At 41.1% G+C, this 21,845-nt stretch carries 19 protein-coding genes and 1 riboswitch; of the genes, 12 read left to right on the forward strand and 7 right to left on the reverse strand.

Features of this window, described 5'->3' with window-relative positions; genetic code table 11:
• Window positions 1–81: 81 nt before the first annotated feature.
• On the reverse strand, window positions 82–2,058 hold the full coding sequence (locus H4075_RS13270) for a KUP/HAK/KT family potassium transporter (RefSeq protein ID WP_182801318.1): 1,977 nt from the start codon (window positions 2,056–2,058) through the stop codon (window positions 82–84).
• 233 nt (window positions 2,059–2,291) lie between these two features.
• Between H4075_RS13270 and H4075_RS13275 the strand changes: the two genes are divergently transcribed.
• Window positions 2,292–3,368 (forward strand): sensor histidine kinase, encoded by a 1,077-nt coding sequence (locus tag H4075_RS13275; protein WP_182801319.1) that lies wholly within the window; start codon window positions 2,292–2,294, stop codon window positions 3,366–3,368.
• A complete protein-coding gene (locus H4075_RS13280; RefSeq protein WP_182801320.1) occupies window positions 3,365–4,054 on the forward strand; it encodes a response regulator in 690 nt (229 codons plus the stop codon). Before H4075_RS13275 ends, H4075_RS13280 begins: the two co-directional genes overlap by 4 nt.
• Before the next feature lie 216 nt (window positions 4,055–4,270).
• Here the strand turns inward: H4075_RS13280 and H4075_RS13285 are convergent, their stop codons facing one another.
• Window positions 4,271–4,735 (reverse strand): hypothetical protein, encoded by a 465-nt coding sequence (locus tag H4075_RS13285; protein ID WP_182801321.1) that lies wholly within the window; start codon window positions 4,733–4,735, stop codon window positions 4,271–4,273.
• A 173-nt stretch (window positions 4,736–4,908) separates the two neighbouring features.
• On the opposite strand from H4075_RS13285, the gene H4075_RS13290 reads away from it, so the two are divergent.
• Window positions 4,909–6,006 carry a D-TA family PLP-dependent enzyme gene (locus H4075_RS13290; protein WP_182801322.1) on the forward strand — a complete coding sequence of 366 codons (1,098 nt, stop codon included), beginning with the start codon at window positions 4,909–4,911 and terminating at the stop codon, window positions 6,004–6,006.
• Window positions 6,007–6,139: 133 nt separating this feature from the next.
• Here the strand turns inward: H4075_RS13290 and eutC are convergent, their stop codons facing one another.
• Genes eutC through eat form a run of 3 tightly spaced genes read right to left on the reverse strand, consistent with a single transcriptional unit; the run spans window position 6,140 to window position 9,605 of the window.
• Window positions 6,140–6,913, reverse strand: coding sequence for an ethanolamine ammonia-lyase subunit EutC (gene eutC / locus H4075_RS13295; RefSeq protein ID WP_182801323.1), 774 nt, complete (start codon window positions 6,911–6,913; stop codon window positions 6,140–6,142).
• 1 nt (window position 6,914) lies between these two features.
• Entirely contained in the window at window positions 6,915–8,288 is a 1,374-nt protein-coding gene (locus tag H4075_RS13300; protein WP_182801324.1) for an ethanolamine ammonia-lyase subunit EutB, read from the reverse strand.
• Window positions 8,289–9,605 carry an ethanolamine permease gene (eat, locus tag H4075_RS13305; RefSeq protein WP_182801325.1) on the reverse strand — a complete coding sequence of 439 codons (1,317 nt, stop codon included), beginning with the start codon at window positions 9,603–9,605 and terminating at the stop codon, window positions 8,289–8,291.
• A gap of 146 nt (window positions 9,606–9,751) precedes the next feature.
• On the opposite strand from eat, the gene H4075_RS13310 reads away from it, so the two are divergent.
• The 9 genes from H4075_RS13310 to H4075_RS13350 all read left to right on the forward strand — a co-directional run bounded on the left by H4075_RS13310 (window position 9,752) and on the right by H4075_RS13350 (window position 18,357).
• A complete protein-coding gene (locus H4075_RS13310; protein ID WP_182801326.1) occupies window positions 9,752–11,017 on the forward strand; it encodes an NRAMP family divalent metal transporter in 1,266 nt (421 codons plus the stop codon).
• A 112-nt stretch (window positions 11,018–11,129) separates the two neighbouring features.
• A riboswitch (cobalamin riboswitch) is annotated at window positions 11,130–11,401 on the forward strand.
• Window positions 11,402–11,513: 112 nt separating this feature from the next.
• Window positions 11,514–12,485: a ribonucleoside-diphosphate reductase small subunit gene (locus H4075_RS13315; RefSeq protein WP_182801327.1), complete on the forward strand. Its 972-nt coding sequence runs from the start codon at window positions 11,514–11,516 to the stop codon at window positions 12,483–12,485.
• Window positions 12,486–12,623: 138 nt separating this feature from the next.
• Complete coding sequence (locus H4075_RS13320; protein WP_182801328.1) at window positions 12,624–15,020, forward strand: ribonucleoside-diphosphate reductase subunit alpha; 2,397 nt, start codon at window positions 12,624–12,626, stop codon at window positions 15,018–15,020.
• Between the two features lie 143 nt (window positions 15,021–15,163).
• Window positions 15,164–15,601 carry a hypothetical protein gene (locus H4075_RS13325; protein WP_182801329.1) on the forward strand — a complete coding sequence of 146 codons (438 nt, stop codon included), beginning with the start codon at window positions 15,164–15,166 and terminating at the stop codon, window positions 15,599–15,601.
• A gap of 129 nt (window positions 15,602–15,730) precedes the next feature.
• On the forward strand, window positions 15,731–16,195 hold the full coding sequence (locus tag H4075_RS13330) for an HAD domain-containing protein (RefSeq protein ID WP_182801330.1): 465 nt from the start codon (window positions 15,731–15,733) through the stop codon (window positions 16,193–16,195).
• A 102-nt stretch (window positions 16,196–16,297) separates the two neighbouring features.
• Window positions 16,298–16,567: a hypothetical protein gene (locus tag H4075_RS13335; protein WP_182801331.1), complete on the forward strand. Its 270-nt coding sequence runs from the start codon at window positions 16,298–16,300 to the stop codon at window positions 16,565–16,567.
• Between the two features lie 61 nt (window positions 16,568–16,628).
• Window positions 16,629–16,838, forward strand: coding sequence for a hypothetical protein (locus H4075_RS13340; RefSeq protein WP_182801332.1), 210 nt, complete (start codon window positions 16,629–16,631; stop codon window positions 16,836–16,838).
• Window positions 16,839–16,847: 9 nt separating this feature from the next.
• Complete coding sequence (locus tag H4075_RS13345; protein WP_182801333.1) at window positions 16,848–17,153, forward strand: hypothetical protein; 306 nt, start codon at window positions 16,848–16,850, stop codon at window positions 17,151–17,153.
• A gap of 232 nt (window positions 17,154–17,385) precedes the next feature.
• A complete protein-coding gene (locus tag H4075_RS13350) occupies window positions 17,386–18,357 on the forward strand; it encodes a methylenetetrahydrofolate reductase (RefSeq protein WP_182801334.1) in 972 nt (323 codons plus the stop codon).
• 109 nt (window positions 18,358–18,466) lie between these two features.
• On the opposite strand, the gene H4075_RS13355 is transcribed toward H4075_RS13350, so the two are convergent.
• The gene (locus H4075_RS13355; protein ID WP_182801335.1) at window positions 18,467–18,859 is read right to left on the reverse strand and encodes a GreA/GreB family elongation factor; all 393 of its coding nucleotides are present in this window, start codon (window positions 18,857–18,859) and stop codon (window positions 18,467–18,469) included.
• Between the two features lie 282 nt (window positions 18,860–19,141).
• Complete coding sequence (locus H4075_RS13360) at window positions 19,142–21,829, reverse strand: glycoside hydrolase family 3 protein (protein WP_182801336.1); 2,688 nt, start codon at window positions 21,827–21,829, stop codon at window positions 19,142–19,144.
• Between the last annotated feature and the right edge of the window lie 16 nt (window positions 21,830–21,845).

The raw sequence follows: 21,845 nt of genomic DNA on the forward strand, positions 1-21,845 counted from the left end.
TTTTGAACCACGAGATATAGTATTGCCAACGCTATGATCCAGAAAAACAGCACGATCAACACAGAAACAATATTGTTTCGTTTATCCCTCATACTCTTCCACTCGTTTTAACCGAAGATTACTTACCGGTGCAACGATCAACGGAAACTTTTCTACTGTTACATTACTCGGATCTAATCCAAATCCTCTTTCTTCGGAAAGTGAAATTTCCTTTAACCAGAAATGGAACTTCATCAGAATCCTTTCCCAGAAAGGCAATTCATTATCCTGGCTTAAATACTTTTCCATAACAATGAATTGCACATCACCGGCTATATGGTTTCGTTCAAGGCTAACATAACGGCTCGTTACGTTCACTTCACGGTTTTTCACCAGGTCTTCCACTACTTTCCTGAACATACTGTCAATACGAGTCTGAACCCTGAATCCTAAACGAAATTCGATCCTGATAATATCATTGGGAATGATATGCGTAACACTGTATTCCGTTGTATATGGGTCATCAACCGTATCAACATGAATAAACCAGTAGATATCGGCCCGTTTGGGCTTTCGGTTCATGATGGAATAAATGATCTTATGCTCAATCTCCTTGGGGTTATCAGCACTGGTGAGATAAATAAGATGTGTTGCATATTTAGGCACTGTAACATCGTTACTTAATTCCTGTAGCTTTTGTATGTAATGATCAAGACGTACAAATTCGATGTATCGGTTCTTGATCTTTCTTGCTCTGAACCAATCGTACATTACAAAGAACAACAGCCCTCCCACCAGCAATGTAACATAACCCCCATGCGGAAACTTCTCCAGATTTGCATAGAAGAAACTGAACTCAATGGCAAAATAAACAGCCAGGTATAAATAGATGAAGCCGGGTTTGGTACGTCTTGTAACAAGATAGTTTGCAAACAGCACCGATGTAGCGATCATGGTAACTGTAATGGCAAGACCGTATGCTGCTTCCATATTTGAAGCTTTTTTAAAGAACAGGACAATACCAATACAACCTGTAAACAATAAAAGATTTACAGCAGGTATATACAGTTGTCCTTTTGCCTCCGTGGGATAATTGATCTTAAATTTCGGGAAAAGATTGAGCCGCATAGCTTCACTCACAAGCGTGAACGATCCGGATATTAATGCCTGGCTGGCGATGATGGTGGCAGCAGTGGCAATCGTTATACCGAAGTAAATAAACCAATGCGGCATGATACCGTAAAACGGATTAAACCCTTCTTCGATCAGTGACGAGCTGATCAACTCACCATGATGATTCAGCAGTAACCATGCTCCCTGCCCCAGGTAATTAATGATCAAACAGGTTTTTACAAATATCCATGAATAACGGATGTTCCATTTGCCGCAATGCCCAAGGTCGGAATACAATGCTTCTGCACCTGTGGTACACAAAAACACACCACCTAAAATGTAAAACCCTTTAGGGTAAGCGATCAACAGCTTAATACCGTAATAAGGATTAAACGCTTTGAGTATCGACAGGTCTTGCACTAGCTGGGCAAATCCAAGAGCAGCAAGCATTACAAACCATACTGCCATAACAGGTCCGAATGATCTTCCAATAAAAGCTGTTCCAAACTGCTGCAAAAAGAAAAGCACCGAAAGAATACAGATCACAATGATGATCACCGTCCATTGGCTGATATCATGAAATGCAGGAATTTGTTTCAACCCCTCAATGGCCGATGTTACTGAAATAGGCGGCGTGATCATACCATCAGCAAGCAATGCAGCACCACCGATCATTGCCGGTATCACCAACCATTTTCTTCTGCGGCGCACAAGTGCAAACAAAGAAAAGATACCACCTTCACCTTTGTTATCTGCACGCAACGTAAGAATAACATATTTCACCGTTGTTTGCAGTGTAAGCGTCCAGATAATCAACGATAGCGAACCAATGATCAGTTCCTCTGTAATCGTTTTGCCGCTTGTGATGGCGTTTAAAACATAAAGTGGTGAAGTACCAATGTCGCCGAAAATAATACCCAGTGCAATCAAAAGACCTGCAAGACTTACCTTGTTATGCGATGACATTTATCATTTAATTTTGAAGATCAAAAGTAGGTTGGGTAATCAGCGGAAACGAAAACCGGCCAAAATCCTTATAAAATCTTTATACGGTTTAAATGCATGCTATCTTCTGGGAAATAAACTGCATATTACATTTGATCTGAATTTCATAAAACGAAATGAGCCACACCAAAGGTTGAAGCCAACCGAGGTGTTAATCGGCGAATACGATGTGACAAAAAAATATCAATGAACACATGAATAAACTGCTGTTCAATAATCTCACAAAGTCAAAACAATACTTGTTAAGCATTGCTGTTATTGTTGTTGTTGCAGCATTCTGTTTCCTCTTTTCTGATTTTATGGGTTACAGGGTGGCAGCATTGGTGCTGTTGGTAACAGTTTCGCTGCTGGCGATGATCTTTGATGTATTCCCTGTTTTATTCTCAGCAGCATTGAGTGCCCTTATCTGGGATTTCTTTTTTATACCACCACGTTTTACCATTCATATTGACACAACAGAAGACAGTATTCTCCTTGCCATGTACTTCGTGATCGCATTGATCAATGCAGTACTTACTTATAAAATAAGGCAGATCGAAAAAGATGCACGTCTGAAAGAAGAGAAAGCAAACAGCGTGAAGCTTTACAACACCATTCTCAATTCATTATCGCATGAATTAAGAACACCTATTGCTGCGATCATTGGTGCTACTGATAATTTGCAGACCAACCCCCATCTTACGAAAGAAAACCATGAGCAACTCATTGCTGAAATTGCAAAAGGAGCTTTCCGGTTAAACCAGCAAGTAGAAAACCTGCTCAACATCTCCCGTTTAGAATCGGGCCATATACAACCGAAATACGATTGGTGCGATGTAGAAGAATTAATTTACCAGGTTGTACACTCGGTTGAAGAGAATCATAAGAACAGGAAAATAAACATCAGCATTAAACCCGGACTTCCTTTTTGCAGTATCGACAAAGGCATGCTCGAACAGGTATTATATAACCTTTTAAGTAATGCAGCGATACACACACCCGACACTTGCAGTATCACCATATCAGCGGTATGTCATGCAGACATCCTGCAAATCATCATTGAAGACAGTGGCAATACATTCATTGATACTGAAGCCAACGATATACTCAACAAATTTTCAAGAGACAGTAAAAGCAAAACAGCAGGCTCAGGTCTTGGTCTATCCATTGTAAAAGGGTTTACGGAAGCGCTTGCGGGTAATGTGGAATTGGAAAAATCTTCATTGGGTGGCGCAAAATTTACGATATCGTTTCCTGTACGATCAAATCGATTTGAAACCATTAAAGCATGAACAAATCAGAAATATTAATTATCGACGATGAACCCCAGATGAGGAAGCTGCTTGAAATTACCTTGCAGAGCAATGGCTATTTGTCAAAAACGGCTGCTTCAGCAAAAGAAGGTTTGATCATGGCTGAAAATCATCCCCCGGAATTGATATTGCTTGATCTTGGTTTACCTGATGAAAGTGGTCACAACGTATTGCAAAAACTCAGACAGTGGTACACAAATCCCATTATTATTCTATCGGTGCAAAAAAATGAATCGGATATTATCAAAGCATTGGATAACGGCGCAAATGATTATTTATCTAAACCATTTCGCACAGGTGAATTGCTGGCCCGTATCCGTTCTGCATTACGAACCATCAATACCGATGAAGGTGAAACAACCATCTCATTCGGTGATCTGAGTGTTGATCTTTCAACAAGATCTGTCTGGAAAAATGATCAGTTGTTGAAACTTACTGCAACAGAATACAACCTGTTGGCATTGCTCATCCGCAACGAAGGCAAAGTGCTTACACATCAATACTTACTACGTGCCATTTGGGGGCCGGGCTATATCAATCAATCGCAATACCTTCGTGTATTTATTGCGCAGATCAGAAAGAAGATCGAAGAAGATCCCAACCGACCGCTTTATTTATTGACTGAAGCCGGTGTTGGCTACCGCTTTATCAGTACTTCTAATTGAAATAACGTAAGTATTCGCTAAAACTATTTACCTATTGATTTTAAAGCAGTATCGTCATTTAACTTTCAGATCATCACATGCGGCGAATAAATAAATTTTCAGGAATCCGTTTGATTGAAATCTGACACAAGTGAGAAATGAAAACTGTAACGCAAATAATTGCATGAGGTGAACGATTTGTTCACCTCATGCAGTTCAATTAAATTCTGTTCAACATTACTTACCCGTCACCGAATTTTTATTCGCTTGTACTATCCCTGCCAGCAAGCGACCCTGTGGTGCTTCTTTAGAACTGTAATAAAGATAGATGGTGCCGTTACCGAGCTTCTCCTGTGAATCAAGGATCTCTTTTACTGCTACCGTGATAGCAAAGTTTTTTCCTTCGCTGTTATCAAACTCCCAACGCTTTACTGTTTTTTGATCTGAATTTTTCAGTTCCAATATGCGGCTTTTGCCAGCCATACCGCAATGATAATATTTCACCTTCAGTTCGCTTTTGCTCTGAGCTTCCGTGAGCTGGATATTCTTCAGCTGTTTCATCTCCTGGTTAAACTGCTGCAGCACCAGTTTATTATCAACATAAATTTCGAACCCCTCCCCGCCCATCGGTGTAACGAAAGAATAAATAAAGGAGCTGGCCGCAACCAGGAATACCATAACGAATAACTGTTTTGCTTTCATAACTATTAATTTAAAAATGATGTAGATAGATGAACAGTGTAAAGTTGAGAAAGCATTCAGCCGCCTGCTAATTAGTTTGACCAATGGAGGCTGTTACTTGATGTAATGCCAAAACCGTCCATTTGGATGTATTACCACAATCAAGTAGTTTTAAATCCCTCAACCTTTTTACTATGAATTGGTATAACATAAAAAATATCGATACGATCGACTCTCCTGCCTTGCTGCTTTACAAAGAACGTGTGCAACAAAATATCAATCGTGCAGTGGAGATGATCAAAGATGTGAACCTGCTTCGTCCGCATGTAAAAACAAACAAGACTGCAGAAGTATGTGCGATGATGATGACTGCAGGTATTACCAAGTTCAAATGCGCCACTATTGCAGAAGCAGAAATGCTGGCGATGTTGAAAGCAAAAGATGTGCTGCTGGCTTATCAGCCTGTAGGGCCAAAAGCAAAAAGGTTATTAGCACTAGTGCAGCAATATCCGCAAACTACATTCGGATGTGTGACAGATAATATTGAAACAGCAAGAGCATTAGCAGATCTGTTTTCTGCTGCCAATAAACTGATCAACGTCTATATCGATCTCAACACAGGCATGAACAGAAGTGGGATTAAACCGGCAGACGCATTTGTTTTAGCTGAGCAGTTGATCAGCTTGCCCGGTATTCAATTCAAAGGATTGCATGCATACGATGGACATTTACGGGATACTGATCTGCAACAACGTCAGCAAAAAAGCAATGCAGCATTTGATGAAGTGCTTACGTTGGCAACACAAATCGAAAAGCTTACCAACAAACCAATAACCATTGTTGCAGGTGGCTCCCCAAGTTTTCCAACACATCTTAGACGAAATGTTGAATGCAGTCCCGGCACATTTGTTTATTGGGATTGGGGTTACAAGCACCAGGTGCCTGATGAGCCGTTTGATTATGCAGCGCTTGTTCTTACAAGAGTAATTTCTATTGTTGATGGGCAAACCATCACCACCGATCTCGGACATAAATCTGTTGCTGCTGAAAATCCATTTCCACGTGTTCATTTTTTAAATGCCTCAGATGCCACTCCCTTTTCACAAAGTGAAGAACACCTGGTGTTGAAAGTAGCAGATAGTAAATCATTCAAAGTGGGTGATGTGTTATACGGCGTGCCTGTTCATATTTGTCCTACCGTTGCGTTGTATGATAAAGCAGTTGTTATTGAAAACAACGAAGCCGTAACAACATGGAAAGTGATAGCGAGAGACCGTGCTATAAATGTATAGGCTGCAACAATTTATTATAAGTTAGCTATCTTTTTCCGCCGCAGAGAATAGAGAACGCTAAGACATGCGCAGAGTGTACACTCTGCGTTAACTTCTATTCTCTTTTCTCTGCGGTAAAAATTCAGGTTAACCATTATTCTTTCTTCTTTTCTTCAAGAATATCCAGCTCCTCATCTTTCAACAACACTCCGCTATACTGCAAACGAAACGATGCAGTAATGAGGTAATGAATTTTTGCTGCAGCTTTTGCATAGTCCATTCCTTCAGGCCGGATATTGGAAATACAATTCCTGCTTTCATCTGTTAATCCAACAGTCGGATTATAGGTTAAGTAAGCACCCATACTATCAGCAGCGGATAAACCTGGCCGTTCACCGATCAATACCAACGACAGCTTTGCATGCATCAATGAACCAGTGGTATCGCCAACAGCAACTCTTGCCTGTTGTGCAGTTGTGATGGCAATCGAAAAATTCGATTCTTGTAACAAAGGGATCAGCAATTGCAACAAAGGCACTGCATGATGATTAACAGCCGTTGCTGACAAACCATCTGCCAGGATCAATACAATATCAAAAGAAGCACTTCTGTTTTGCAGGAGCTGAACAGATGCATCATTCAACTGGCGGCCAAGATCAGGATGAAGCAAATATTCATTCCTGTCTTTAGCTTTGCTGTGCAAGGAATAAACCGGCAGATTGAATTGCTGTAACTGCTGTACCAATTCCTGCGAATGCAAACGTGCATACACAGCATCTCTTGCATGTGCATGTGCAAGTCTGAATTTGAGCAGCTCTTTTAACGGAATAGCATTACCAGTTCGTCCCAATGCGATCCTTGCAGCCGTAAATTGTTTTAACGGATGCCATGCATCTTCTTCAACAGTTTTCTGTTTTTGAATATCCATGTTATATGTTCTTCAACAAATAATGATTGGCATCGATCGTTAACCTGTTTCCTGCATCATCCAATATGCCCTGCTGTATTAACCACGCTTCAAATTCAGGCGAAGGTTTTTTATTAAGCACTTTGCGTACATACAATGCATCATGAAAAGAAGTGGATTGATAGTTGAGCATAATATCATCAGCACCCGGCACACCCATAATAAAATTGCAACCGGCTACACCAAGTAACGTGAGCAGTGTATCCATATCATCCTGATCGGCTGCTGCATGATTGGTGTAACAAATGTCCACTCCCATTGGCAATCCCAATAACTTTCCACAGAAATGATCTTCCAATGCTGCACGAATGATCTGCTTGCCATCATACAAATATTCCGGACCAATAAATCCAACAACAGAATTCACCAAATGCGGTTTGTAGTTGCGTGCAACAGCATAAGCTCTTGCTTCGCATGTTTGCAGATCAACGCCTTCGTGTGCATTAGCTGATAAAGAAGACCCCTGCCCTGTTTCAAAATACATCACATTGTTACCAACAGTTCCTCTTTGCAGACTTTTTGCTGCTGCATACACTTCATCCAATAAGGCAAGTGAAACGCCAAAGCTGTGATTTGTTTTTTCTGTTCCGCCAATCGATTGAAAAACCAGATCAACAGGTGCGTTGCGTTGAATGAGTTGCAACGTAGTGGTAACATGACTCAACACACAGCTCTGTGTGGGTATATTGAATTTATTGATCACATCGTTAAGCATGTGCAATAATGTTTCCACTGCTGCCGGACTATCAGTTGCTGGATTAATACCGATCACAGCATCGCCGCTGCCATACAACAATCCATCCACCATACTGGCTGCAATACCTTTTACATCATCGGTTGGGTGATTAGGTTGCAGCCTCGTTGATAATCGTCCCTTTAATCCAATCGTATTCCGGAAACCTGTTACCACTTCACATTTCTGTGCCACTGCAATTAAGTCCTGGTTACGCATCAGCTTACAAACAGCAGCGATCATCTCCGGCGTAAACGCAAATGCCAGTTGTTGCAGGAGTTTTGTATCTGCTTCATCACTCAACAACCAGTCACGCAGCTCACCTACGGTAAAATGGGCAATGGCTGCAAAGTTGTTTGCATCATGTGAATCAATGATCAGTCGGGTAACAGCATCTGTTTCGTAAGGAATCACTGCTTCATTCAAAAATGTTTTTAAAGGAATATCTGCCAATGCAATTTGTGCTGCAATACGTTCTTCATACGTTGATGCTGTTAACCCGGCCAATGCGTCACCGCTGCGGTAAGGCGTTGCTTTGGCCAACAATGTTTTCAAATCATCAAACACATAAGTAAAACTTCGTATGGTGGAGCGATACGCCATCTACTGATTATTGCCTGCAGTTAGTTGTTTGTGTTTACCTAAAGTTACAAACAGTATCAGGAGCAGCGCTAACGATGCAAAAAAGATAATACTGAGCAAGGGATTATAATAAACAATGGCAACAAGACATATCGTTGCCAACAACAAAGCAATAACAGGAAAGTAAGGGTATAACGGAGCTTTGAACGGTCGCTCAAGTAAAGGTTCTTTCTTCCGCAGCACAAATAAACTCACCATGCTGATGATGTACATCACAATAGCGCCAAGTACAGAAAAAATGATGAGTTCATTTGTTTTGCCTGAAACAATGGCAATGATACCGATGATACCCCCAACAATTAAAGCCCTGTGTGGTGTTTGAAAACGTGGATTCAGTTTCGCCAACCCTTTAGGTAAGTACTCTTCTCTTGCCAATGAAAACAATTGTCGTGAATACGTAAGAATAATACTGTGAAAAGAAGCAATCAATCCAAACAGACCAATACCGGCGAATAGTTTGGTGAGCTCACTATCTCTTCCTAACGCAATACCTACGGCTTCGGGTAAGGGATAATCAATATTCGTTAAGTTTTTCCAATCGGTAATGCCTCCTGTTAAGATCATTACACCCAATGCCAGTAATACCAATGTTACAATACCTGAAATATACCCTTTAGGAATTGTTCGCTTTGGGTCTTTTGTTTCTTCCGCCACCATTGCCACTCCTTCAATCGCCAAATACAACCAGATAGCAAACGGCAATGCCGCAAACACGCCTTTCCAGCCAAAAGGCAAACTATCCTGCATAAAATTCTTCAACTGAAAATGCGGTGCTACTATTCCCATAAACACCAACAGCTCGATCACTGCGAGCAAGGTGACCAGCAATGTAAACAGTGCCGATTCTTTAATGCCCAGCATATTGATGGCTGTAAACACAACATAACAACCAATGGCGGTGTACATCACATTCATGGATGGATATAGAAAATGAATGTAGCTGCCCAATGCATAGGCAATGGCCGGTGTGGCAAATAAAAATTCGATCAAGCTGGCATACCCGGCGATCAATCCACCAATCGGGCCAAGTGCTTTATGTGCATAGGTAAACGGACCACCTGCATTAGGAATACTTGTTGTAAGCTCCGTAAAGCTGAAGATAAATGTGATGTACATCACCGTTACTGCAAGTGTCGCAATGAGCATGCCCATGGTGCCTGCTACTCCCCATCCGTAATTCCAGCCAAAGTATTCGCCTGAAATAACCAATCCCACAGCAATGGCCCATAAGTGAACTGCCGAAAGCGCTTTCTTTAAACCGGGTTGTTTTGCTGCCATAATTTTATAACGGTATTTTCAAAAATAACTTTTCTTATCATTCATTGCAGTATAGTAACGAAGAACAATCTGTTGTGTGAGCACAATCAGTGAAGTGCACCAGTTCTTATCGTATCTTTTACGTGTCTATCTCAATTGTTTATTTCATGCATCATAAAAAAAGTTCTTCGCAAAAGCTGGTAGGGTTGTGGAAAAAGCTTGGCCCGGGATTAGTGACAGGCGCAAGCGACGATGATCCTTCAGGTATTGCAACCTATTCGCAGGCGGGTGCTGCTTATGGCTTATCTACTCTCTGGACTTCGATCGTTGCATTTCCACTCATGGCCATTATACAGCAAATGTGCGCACGCATTGGTTTGGTTACATCGCAGGGATTAACAGGTACCCTAAAGAAACATTATCCCAAACCTGTGTTGTATGTAATGCTGCTGTTCAGTTTTCCGGCAATTGTGATGAATATTGGTGCCGATATTGCAGGCATGGGTGCCGTCGGCAACCTGTTGTTTCCTGCGGTTGATGCAACTTATTTCAGCGTTCTGTTTACCATCATTCTATTGGTTTTGATCATTTACCTGCCCTATCAAAAAATTGCGGCTGCTTTAAAATATCTCTGCATTGTCATGCTTGTTTATTTTATTGTTCCGTTTTTATATAAGCAGGACTTCGGAGAAATCTTAAAATCGACTTTTATTCCTACCATCAAATTCGATAAAGATTTTATTGCGATTCTTGTGGGCATACTCGGCACCACCATTTCACCCTATTTGTTTTTCTGGCAAGCTTCTGTTGAAGTAGAAGAAATGAAACACAGGAAAAAACACCTGGTTGTTGATAAAAGACTGGTACATGCTATGAACAGGGATGTAGACCTGGGCATGAGTTTCTCCGGTTTTGTGATGTACTTCATTATTCTTACCACCGGTACTGTTTTGTTTAAAGAAGGTATTCACCAGATCGATACCGTTGAACAAGCCGCCAGTGCATTAAAACCTTTGGCCGGAGATTTAGCCTACCTGCTTTTCTCCATTGGTGTTATTGGCACTGGGTTGATCGCTATTCCGGTGTTGAGTGGTTCGATCTCTTACATCATCACTGAAACATTTGGCTGGGAAGAAGGGCTTGATAAGAAGTTTCACGAAGCAAAAGCTTTTTACATCATCATTGCAATATCGCTTATCCTTGGTTTATCGCTCAACTATGTAGGAATATCGCCTGTAAAAGCGTTGATCTACACGGCCATTCTCTATGGTATTACGGCACCTGTGCTCATTGCGATTATTCTGCACATTTCCAACAACAAAGAAATTATGGGTGAGAATGTAAACAACCGCACAGAAAATATCGTTGGTTTTATTGCTTTGGCAATCATGGCGATCAGTGCAGGTACCTTATTATACCTGCAATTTGCGTGAAACTAAGTGCAGATGCGGGTTTTCGTTCAACCTGTTTCCGGCCAACAATTCTTTTTCTTTTTTTTCAACATAACGTGAATAACAACTTCTGCTTATTCAACCGATTGGGGTTTATTTTACAGTCCGTCTCGGTTGACAATACGCTTCAGCGCATTGCATTAAAAGGGAATCAGGTGTAAATCCTGAACTATCCCCGTAGCTGTAAGTTCTTTCAGTGAATGCTGAATAGTCAATGGTGAATGCTTCCTCAGCGGAAACACTATTCACCATTCACAACTCACCACTCACCTGTTGACTCTACATACCACTGTTCCGCTTCAGGCGAAATGGGAAGGTGCTCAGCAGCGAACAAGTCAGAAGACCTGCCGGTTGGAAAATTTAGTCACAACGCTTTCGGGAGAAAAGCATTTGTACTGATCGTTTTCGTCACCTCTAAAGTGACTCACTCTTTCAGCACTATACTTGTCCCCGGTAGTCAACACGTAAAAGAAGAAAAATGAAGCAAGAAGAAGAAATCCTGTTAAAGGAAAACAAAGACCGTTTTGTAATTCTACCAATTAATTATCCTGAAATATGGAAACATTATAAGCAGCACGAGGCAAGCTTCTGGACAGCTGAAGAAATTGACCTGAGCGGCGATCTGAAAGATTGGGAAAACCTCAACAGTGGCGAACGTCATTTTATTTCCCATGTACTCGCCTTTTTTGCAGCAAGTGATGGTATCGTGAACGAGAACCTGGCGGTGAATTTCATGAGCGAAGTGCAGTTGCCCGAAGCAAGATGTTTTTATGGTTTCCAGATCATGATGGAAAACATCCACAGCGAAACCTATGCACTGTTGATCGATACTTATATTAAAGACCCGCAGGAAAAACATAAACTGTTTCATGCGATTGATACCGTTCCTGCTGTAAAGAAAAAAGCAGAATGGGCCCTGCGTTGGATCGAGAACGGAAGTTTTGCGGAGCGTCTGGTTGCCTTTGCTGCAGTAGAAGGTATTTTCTTCAGCGGTAGTTTCTGTTCTATTTTCTGGATGAAGAAACGTGGCTTGATGCCGGGTTTAACATTCAGCAACGAATTGATCAGTCGCGATGAAGGTTTGCATTGCGAATTTGCCTGCTTACTCTACAGCATGTTGCAAAACAAACTTACTGAAGCAGAAGTAAGAGCCATCATTACTGATGCTGTGGAGATTGAAAAAGAATTCATCACGGAAGCGTTGCCTGTTGCCTTGATTGGTATGAATGCAAAACTGATGCAGCAATACATTGAGTTTGTGGCTGATCGTTGGTTAGCAGAACTGGGTTGTGCAAAAGTGTACAATGCCAGCAATCCATTCGACTTTATGGAAATGATCTCCCTGCAGGGCAAAACAAATTTCTTTGAGAAGCGTGTAGGCGATTACCAGAAAGCCGGTGTGATGGGCAATAAAGAATCGCAGATGTTTTCAACGGAAGAAGATTTTTAAGAACTGTGAGTGGTGAATGGTGAGTCGTGAGTGGTGCCGAACAAATAGAATACTATTAAACTGGGTACGCAGCTCACCACTGACTACTCACTAATTACCAAATTACATTATAGCAAATCATAAAACTTACACCCCATTATGTTTGTAGTAAAAAGAAACGGCAAAACAGAATCAGTAAAATTCGATAAGGTTACAGCGAGGATCGAGAAGTTGAGTTACAGCCTCAGTCCAATGGTGAACCCTATTGATGTTGCCAAGAAAACAATTGAAGGTATTTACGAAGGCGTTGCAACAACCGACCTCGATAACCTCGCAGCAGAAACTGCAGCATCACTCACCATTACACATCCTGATTATGCAATTCTTGCATCACGCATTGCCGTGAGCAACCTGCACAAGAATACGATCAAGAGTTTCTCGCAAACCATGCGAAACCTCTACAACTATGTTGATAAAGCAACAGGTAAAAAATTACCGTTGATTGCTGATGATGTAATGAAGATCATTGAAGATAATGCGGAGCTGTTAGACAGCACCATCATTTACGATCGTGATTTTGCATTTGATTATTTCGGTTTTAAAACACTGGAAAAATCATATCTCTTAAAGATCGATGGAAAAATTGCAGAACGTCCGCAGCACATGTACATGCGTGTGGCTGTTGGTATTCATAAAGAAGATATTGAGAGCGTGATCAAAACCTATCACTTAATGAGTGAACGTTGGATGACGCATGCCACTCCTACTTTGTTCAACGCCGGTACACCAAAACCACAAATGAGTTCATGTTTTCTTTTAACGATGAAGGAAGACAGCATTGATGGTATTTACGATACGCTGAAACAAACAGCAAAAATTTCACAAAGCGCAGGTGGTATTGGTCTGGCTATTCATAATATCCGTGCAACAGGTAGTTATATCGGCGGCACCAATGGTACCAGCAATGGTATCATCCCGATGCTGAAAGTATTTAATGATACAGCACGCTATGTAGATCAAGGCGGTGGTAAGCGTAAAGGTGCATTTGCGATTTATCTGGAACCATGGCATGCAGATGTATTCGAATTCCTCGATCTGCGTAAGAATCATGGTAAAGAAGAAATGCGTGCAAGAGATCTGTTCTTCGCACTGTGGATCTGTGATCTGTTTATGAAACGTGTGGAAGCAAATGGCGAATGGAGTTTGTTTTGTCCAAACGAAGCACCGGGATTAAGTGATTGCTGGGGTGATGAATTTGAAAAACTTTATACCAAATACGAAGCAGAAGGTCGTGCAAGAAAAACCATCAAGGCGCAAGACTTATGGTTTGCTATTCTGCAATCGCAGATCGAAACAGGCACACCTTACATGCTGTATAAAGATGCAGCCAACAGCAAATCAAATCAACAGAACCTTGGTACCATTAAAAGTTCCAACCTGTGCACAGAGATCATGGAATTCACCAGCCCGGAAGAAGTGGCGGTATGTAACCTGGCATCACTGGCACTCCCCCGTTTTGTAATTGACGGCAAATTCGATCATGAGAAATTATACGAGGTTACTTACCAGGTAACCAAAAATCTCAACAAGATCATCGACAACAATTATTATCCTGTTGAAGAAGCAAGAACATCAAACATGAAACACCGTCCTGTTGGATTAGGTGTACAGGGTTTGGCTGATGTATTCATCTTGTTGCGTTTGCCGTTTGAAAGTGACCTCGCAAAAATGTTGAACAAAAACATTTTTGAAACCATCTACTTTGCGGCAATGACTGCAAGTAAAGATCTGGCGAAAGAACAAGGTGCTTATGAAACCTTTGCAGGTTCACCGGTATCGAAAGGTATTTTCCAGTTTGATATGTGGGGCACCACACCAACCGACCGTTGGGATTGGGCTACACTGAAAGAAGAAGTAAAACAATTTGGTGTACGTAACTCGTTGCTGGTTGCGCCAATGCCTACAGCTTCTACATCACAGATCTTTGGCAACAACGAATGTTTTGAACCATACACCTCCAACATTTATACACGTCGTGTATTAAGTGGTGAGTTTATTATTGTCAACAAACATTTGCTGAAAGATTTGGTGAATCTTGGTTTATGGAACAACAGCATGAAGAATAAGATCATTGCAGCCAATGGTTCTATCCAGCACATTGAGGAGATCCCTGTTGATATCAAAGAACTGTACAAAACAGTCTGGGAGATCAAGCAACGCAATATCATTGACATGGCTGCTGATCGTGGTGCATATATCTGTCAATCACAATCGTTGAATTTGTTTGTTGATAATCCAACGGCTTCCAAACTCACCTCGATGCATTTCCACGCCTGGAAGAAAGGTTTGAAAACAGGTATGTATTATTTGCGCACACAAGCTGCCACACAAGCGGTGCAGTTTACCGTAGAGAAACAGGCGAGCAATGAAATAAGCCCGGTGATTCCTTCAACAGAAAAAATACAGGCAGCACAAACAACAACCGACATTGAACCTACGCAAGTAGATGGCCCAACCTGCAGCATGGAAGATGGCTGTATCAGTTGCGGTTCGTAAAATGATAAAGAAGAAAATAGAAATCCCCTTGTTGAAGCAAGGGGATTTTTTGTGTTGATTAACGAGAAGTTTGGTTTTATGAGGAGTGGCGTATAATTTAGTGTTGTACGCAAATTTGACCATCACAAGCTTTTAACAAGTCAATGGGCTATGAACTTCATATAACAAGGCGGGAACATTGGGCTGACACAGAAACCTCGGACATTTCAATAGAGGAATGGCTTACTTATGTAAACAGTGATAAAGAACTGGAGTTGACGAATGGTTATGACATCAAAATTGGTTCAGAAGCCTTGCATCAAAATGTAATAGGCTATTGCGAGTGGAAGGCTCATCCTACAGAGCAAGAAGCAAACTCAAGACCTTGGTTTTCTTATTGGAAGGGAAGTGTTGACACAAAGAACCCCGATGCACCGACCATTCGCAAAATGATACAGATTGCTTCGGCATTAAAAGCTAAGGTGCAGGGTGACGATGGTGAATTCTACACAGAAGAAGATGTGGCTAATATAGAAAAAGAAGAAGAACAAAGAGCCTTAGCTAAACAACAGACGGAAAAGCGTTGGTGGAAGTTTTGGTGACACTTGACGATGCGTACAACATCAGCTTTCGTTCGCAGGCGAGTCTGGTGAAACCGACTCGCCGTATAATGGAAAAGAAAAGAAGCAATAACGGCGAGTCCCTCTCAGGAGAATCGACTATAAAAAAAGATGATAATCTTACTAGATATAGACGGAGTTTTGGTAACGACCCCATCTTGGAGGGCGACAGAAATTCTTGCAGACGGTTTTATGAAATTTAATGACAATGCAGCGACGAACTTACAGCGTCTGATTATAGAAACTGAAGCTGACATTGTTTTAACCTCAACTCACAGAGTTAATTACTCCATCGAGACTTGGAAAAAGATCTTTAGGCAACGGGGTATTTTGACGAATTCAATTGCAAAACTTAACGAAAAAAAATCAATCGAAACAATGTTGAACAGAGCAACAGAAATTAAAGAGTGGTTTGACAATGGTGGTCACAAATATAATTTTGTAATTATTGACGACGACCTTTCGCTTAATGATTTGCCAGTAGCTATTAAGAGCAGATGTGTCATAACAAGTCCGTTAATTGGACTGAACGAAGATGCGACTAACAATGCTTTAAAAATCTTGCTGGCAAAATAACGGTCTTCATTCGCAGGCGAGTCTGGTGAAACCGACTCGACGTATAAAACACCACCAGATCGCCAAAGCATTCATTTTAACCACAACTATTGATAAATCCTTATGATTATAGAATTTAAAATTCTTAAAGTATTCGACCATCACAATCGTGGGCAATTTATCGTAGCACGACAATTAAATTTTAAGGAGCCTCTTGTTGTAAAAGAAGGCTCGTTATTAAATGGCATTCCAATCTTTCACTATTTAGAGATGTATCCCTTTTCAAAAGAGGAAGACCCTCAATTTGACATTTACGTTTTTCGACCAACAGAATTGAAAGGTTATCCAAAGGAATTTTTTCAAGAAGGGCAAGTCGTTGAACTCACTGTATAAAATTCGTTATACGGCGAGTCTTTTGCCGTTGTTGGTATTACCTAAGCCCAACAATGTACATATGAACAGACTTGCACCCTGCCGCCGTTGTTGTGTCTCCCGATCAACAACACTTACAACAACACAAAGAACATCTCACATTCATTTCACCAATCGTACCTACGGCACGAAAACATCATTCAACAACATCATTCTACCCGGCAATTGTTCCTACGGAACAGAATACAACCCTACTCAACAAATGAATGCACATAATAGCCCTACTCCGTAGGAGCAACTGGTGGGTAGACAAATACAAAAGCAAGGAAAGCGTGCCGTAGGTATGCATGGTCTTTTGCCGTTGTTGGTATTACCTAAGCCCAACAATGTATCTATGTATGAACAGACTTGCACCCTGCCGCCGTTGTTGCGTCTCCGACCAACAACACATGCAACAAAACAAACAACATCTCATCTTCACTTCACCAATCGTACCTACGGCACGAAAACATCATTCAACAACATCATTCTACCCGGCAATTGTTCCTACGGAACAGAATACAACCCTACTCAACAAATGAATGCACACAATAGCCCTGCTCCGTAGGAGCAACTGGTGGGTAGACAAATACAACAGCAACGTGAGCGTACCGTAGGTACGCATGGTCTGATAAAGTGCATCGTTTTTATCCGTTATACGAGGGCACCAGACAATGAACCCCTTCAAAACCCAAATTAGCTTATAATAAAGCTGCTCTTGAATTTTCCTATCAATTGTTTGTTTGTCTGCACCTACCTTTGACCGTTCTTATAACTAAATTGAACTGTTTATACAACGAATGAAATCATTAAAGGAAAAAATAGAAGCCCGGGAAAACGGATTACTGCTTTACAGTTTTGCGCCGCCGAAGATCACTACCGAAAAAGAAAAACTGCAGATCATTGCAGAAAAGCAGATCAACCGCATCAACGATCTTGCAATTGATGGCTTGATCCTTTACGATATCCAGGATGAAAGTCACCGTACAAACGAACAACGCACATTTCCGTTCATCCAGACTGTTCCACCCGAAGAGTATTTCCGGAATTATTTGAGCAGCATCAAAACACCCAGCATTATTTATAAAAGTATTGCCAACCAAACAAAGGAAACCTTCAATGAATGGCTCAGCAAAAACAACGATCTCGAAAACTTTGTGTTTGTTGGCGCATCTTCCAGTGCACAGATCGCTGAAACAAACTTTGCATTAACCGATGCATACGATCTGCGAAAGGATCAGCATCAGCATTTATTGCTGGGTGGTATTACTATTCCGGAGCGTCATTCCAAAAAAGGCGACGAGCACAAACGTATCTTTTCTAAAACAGAAAAAGGCTGCAGCTTCTTTGTATCGCAATGCGTGTACAACGTGTACGAATCAAAGAACCTCCTCTCCGATTATCACTACGATTCGATCGATAACAGCTATGAACTGCAACCCATCTTCTTTACACTAAGCCCATGCGGTTCCATCAAAACTTTGGAATTTATGAAGTGGCTGGGCATTGAAGTGCCGAAGTGGTTGTACAATGATCTGAAACATGCGAAAGATATTTTAAATACATCGGTAAAAACATCGATCATGATCGCTGATGAAATCTTAGAATTCGCAGCACAGAAACAAATACCGGTTGGCTTTAATGTTGAAAGTATTTCGAACAAGAAAGATGAGATCGATGCAGCAACGGAAATACTCAATACAATTGCGGATCGTTTAAAGCATACAAGAAAGAAAACCAGTGCTGAAAAAATTACAGCAGCAGAAGTATAATTGTTTTCATATTTAATTTTCAGCGCAACAAATAACTTAAACCCCTTGTTTACTCAACAAGGGGTTTCTTCTTTCATTCAGTCCTGTGTCAATTAATACATTGCTCTTCTCAGGCGGGCAAAGGCGTTTGCACTTCCTTAATCAGAATACGTTTTAAACCGGAGGGCATTTCCCATATCACTTCTTCGCCCTGGCGAAAACCAATAATGGCAGCAGCCATTGGCGAAAGTATAGATACAAATTTCCGTTTGATGTCGACAGCAGAAGGCATTACAATCGTAAACTCATGCGTCTTTTTTGTTTCCACATCTTCAATACAAACTGTTGATCCGATCCGTATTGTATTAGGTGGAAAGGAATCATTCTTTACAATAATAGCTCTTGCTATTTCATGTGCAAGACTCATCTCGCCCTGTTTAGCAGAACCGGGCAATGCTACCAATTGTTTCAGTTTAGAAAAATCTTCTTCGCAAAGAACCACCGGGTTCAATTCGTTGTTCATAACGCATGTATTTAAAGTTTAAGAAAAGAAAATAACAGAAAGGACCATCCCCGATTGGTTAGCAGGAACCAACAGGGCAAACAGGGAGAAAGATAAAAGCGTATGTGTTGCAATTATGCATAAACGGCAAAGATAACTGAATGCATCAGTTGTAAAGTGTTACAGTATTGTGAAGGGTTGCAGAAAAGGCAGCCTATGACAGTGTCAATAACTTTAAAATAGATTTCAGTGGTAAAAGTTGAGCAGTACAGCTTTTTTCTATTTATATACAAGCACTCATCTTCATTTTACTTCCAGCAGAGTCCTTAACCGTATATCCATACTGGAGCTGCCGATCATGATACGAAATGCACCCGGCTCAATGACTTCTTTCATATTTACATCAAACATTTTGAGCATGTCGGGTGTAATGGTGAAAGCTACTTCTTTCTCTTCTCCCGCTGCAAGCGTTATACGTTGAAATCCTTTTAATTCTTTAAGAGGTCTTGCTACAGACGACAACTCATCACGGATATACAGTTGCACTACTTCATCGCCTTTTACTTTTCCCGTATTTTTCACTTTGAATGATACACGCATACTCTCACCTGCACGAATAACTTCCTTATCCATTTTCAACGAAGTGTAATCAAAACTGGTGTAACTCAACCCAAAGCCAAATGGAAATAATGGCTGACCTGTAAGATTATTATAATCATCCCCACGGCCAGTTGGTTTGTGATTATATACAAGCGGCAACTGTGCTTCTGCTACAGGAAAAGTTATCGGCAATCTTCCGGCCGGGCTATAGTCACCAAACAACACATCGGCAACAGCGTTACCACCTGCATCACCGGGATACCAGATATCGAGCACACTGTTTACTTTATCCAACCAATTGGTCATGGTAATGGCGCTTCCGCCAACCAACAATACCACAACAGGTTTGCCTGTTGCAGCAACACGTTTGATGAGTTCTTCCTGCTTACCCGGTAACGATAATAAAGCACGGTCGTTAAATTCCCCTTCTTCAATTCCAACTACCACAACTGCAACATCACTGTTCTTTGCAACCTGTACAGCTTCCTGTATTTTCTGTTCACTGTTATCCTGCACGCCCACATTCCAGATCAAACGCATCCATGCATTACCTGCAGGTTCGTAATATTCAATACGGATATCATACTCCTTCCCTTTTTCAAAATAATGATCAACAAGTGCAGTTGAGTACGATTGTTTTTTCCAGTTATCAATGATCATCTTATTGTTGATGTATAATCGATAGCCATCATTTCCATCAATACCGATTTTGTAGTTGCCGGTTACAGGCGATTTTAATTTACCTGTCCATCTTCCGGAGAAAAAATCATAATTGATCTTTGCCTGGTCGGGAGAAAACAAAGTCCATTGAAATTTTATTTCTTCATCAATACGTTCAACCACAGGTTGTCCCTGCATGGTTACGTTATTGAAATATTCTGCCTTTAACCCTTTTACTTTCTTTCCATCTTTTACAGTTGATAAATTGCTACCGGGTACAAAGGCCCATGTCTTATGTTCTCTTCCGGGGCCGGGAGCATACAATACATTCGTCGTCTTTCCTGTTTTTGCTTTGATGCCATCAAGTATCGACACTTTTATATTGCCGGGACCGCTGTAACCACCCAATCTTTTTTCAACAGCATCAACACCAATGACTGCAATTCGTTCTGTTGATTTATTTAATGGCAATACGTTTGTTTGTTTGCCGGGTGCGCTTGTATTTTTCAATAATACAAATGAGTTGCGTGCAGCTTCTCTTGCAAGATCGTGATGCAATGCAGCAGTCCATTGCCCGGCATCTTCTACCTTTGCATAAGGATGTTCAAACAAGCCCAGTTCAAATTTGATACGTAACACTCTTGCCACAGCACTGTCAATAGCAGCCTGGTTCATTGTTTTACCAAGGAAATGCGGATCAAATAATGTATGATGTTCAAAGGCTGTTTGAAAAATAACATCCAATCCGTTCTCAACAGATGTCTTTCCTGCTTCTGCATAATCTTTTGCTGTAAAGTGTAACACATTGGCACCGCCTGTTGCGCCTGCATCAGAAATAACAAAACCATTGAAGCCCCATTCCTTTTTTAATTTTTCATTCAGCAGCCAGTTGTTGGCTGTACAGGGAGAACCGTCCAGTGAATTATACGCCGTCATCATACTTCTTGCGCCACCCTTTTGCACCACTTCTTTAAACGGAACGAAATAAGTTTCCTCAAGCAATCTGTTGTTGTAGTGTATAGGGTAACTGTCTCTTCCACCTTCACCATGATTCACAGCAAAATGTTTGGGAGTAGTAACAACACCACGTTGTTCAAATGCCTTTACAAAAGCAATCCCCATAGTCGAAGTAAGAAAAGGATCTTCACCATAGGTTTCTTCCACTCTTCCCCAACGTACATCTGTTGCAAGGTTTACAACCGGAGAAAGTATCTGGCGAATACCTCTTGCTTTTGTTTCCATTGCAATAGCCGCAGCCACTTTATTCATCAGCGATGTATTCCATGTAGCAGCCAATGCAATGGCCTGCGGGAAAGCAGTTGCTTCATAACGCACAAGACCATGTAAGGCTTCATCAAATGCAATGATGGGAATGCCTAACCTTGTTTGCTCAACAAAATATTTTTGTATTTCATTGATCTTGGTAAGTGTTTGTTTGCCTGTTTGTCCCGGTTTATAGTTGAGGATTTGTGCTGCTGCACCATGTTGTTGCTGAACTGTATTCACCTGGAAACCAAAGATGCCATTTTTGTATTGCGATGGATTATCGCCAAGATCGCCGGGTATCATGAACAACTGCCAGAATTTTTCTTCCGGCGTCATACGTTGCAGCAGATCTTGTACTCTTCTTTCTATTGGCAAATCCGAACGTTTGTAATCCGGTATTGCCTGGGCTTGTAAATGAACTGTTGCAACAAGGACGGCTAAAAGAAAGAAAATAATTTTTCGCATAAACAAGCGTATTCGA

The organism is Lacibacter sediminis, from assembly GCF_014168535.1.
In the GTDB taxonomy this organism is placed as follows: domain Bacteria; phylum Bacteroidota; class Bacteroidia; order Chitinophagales; family Chitinophagaceae; genus Lacibacter; species Lacibacter sediminis.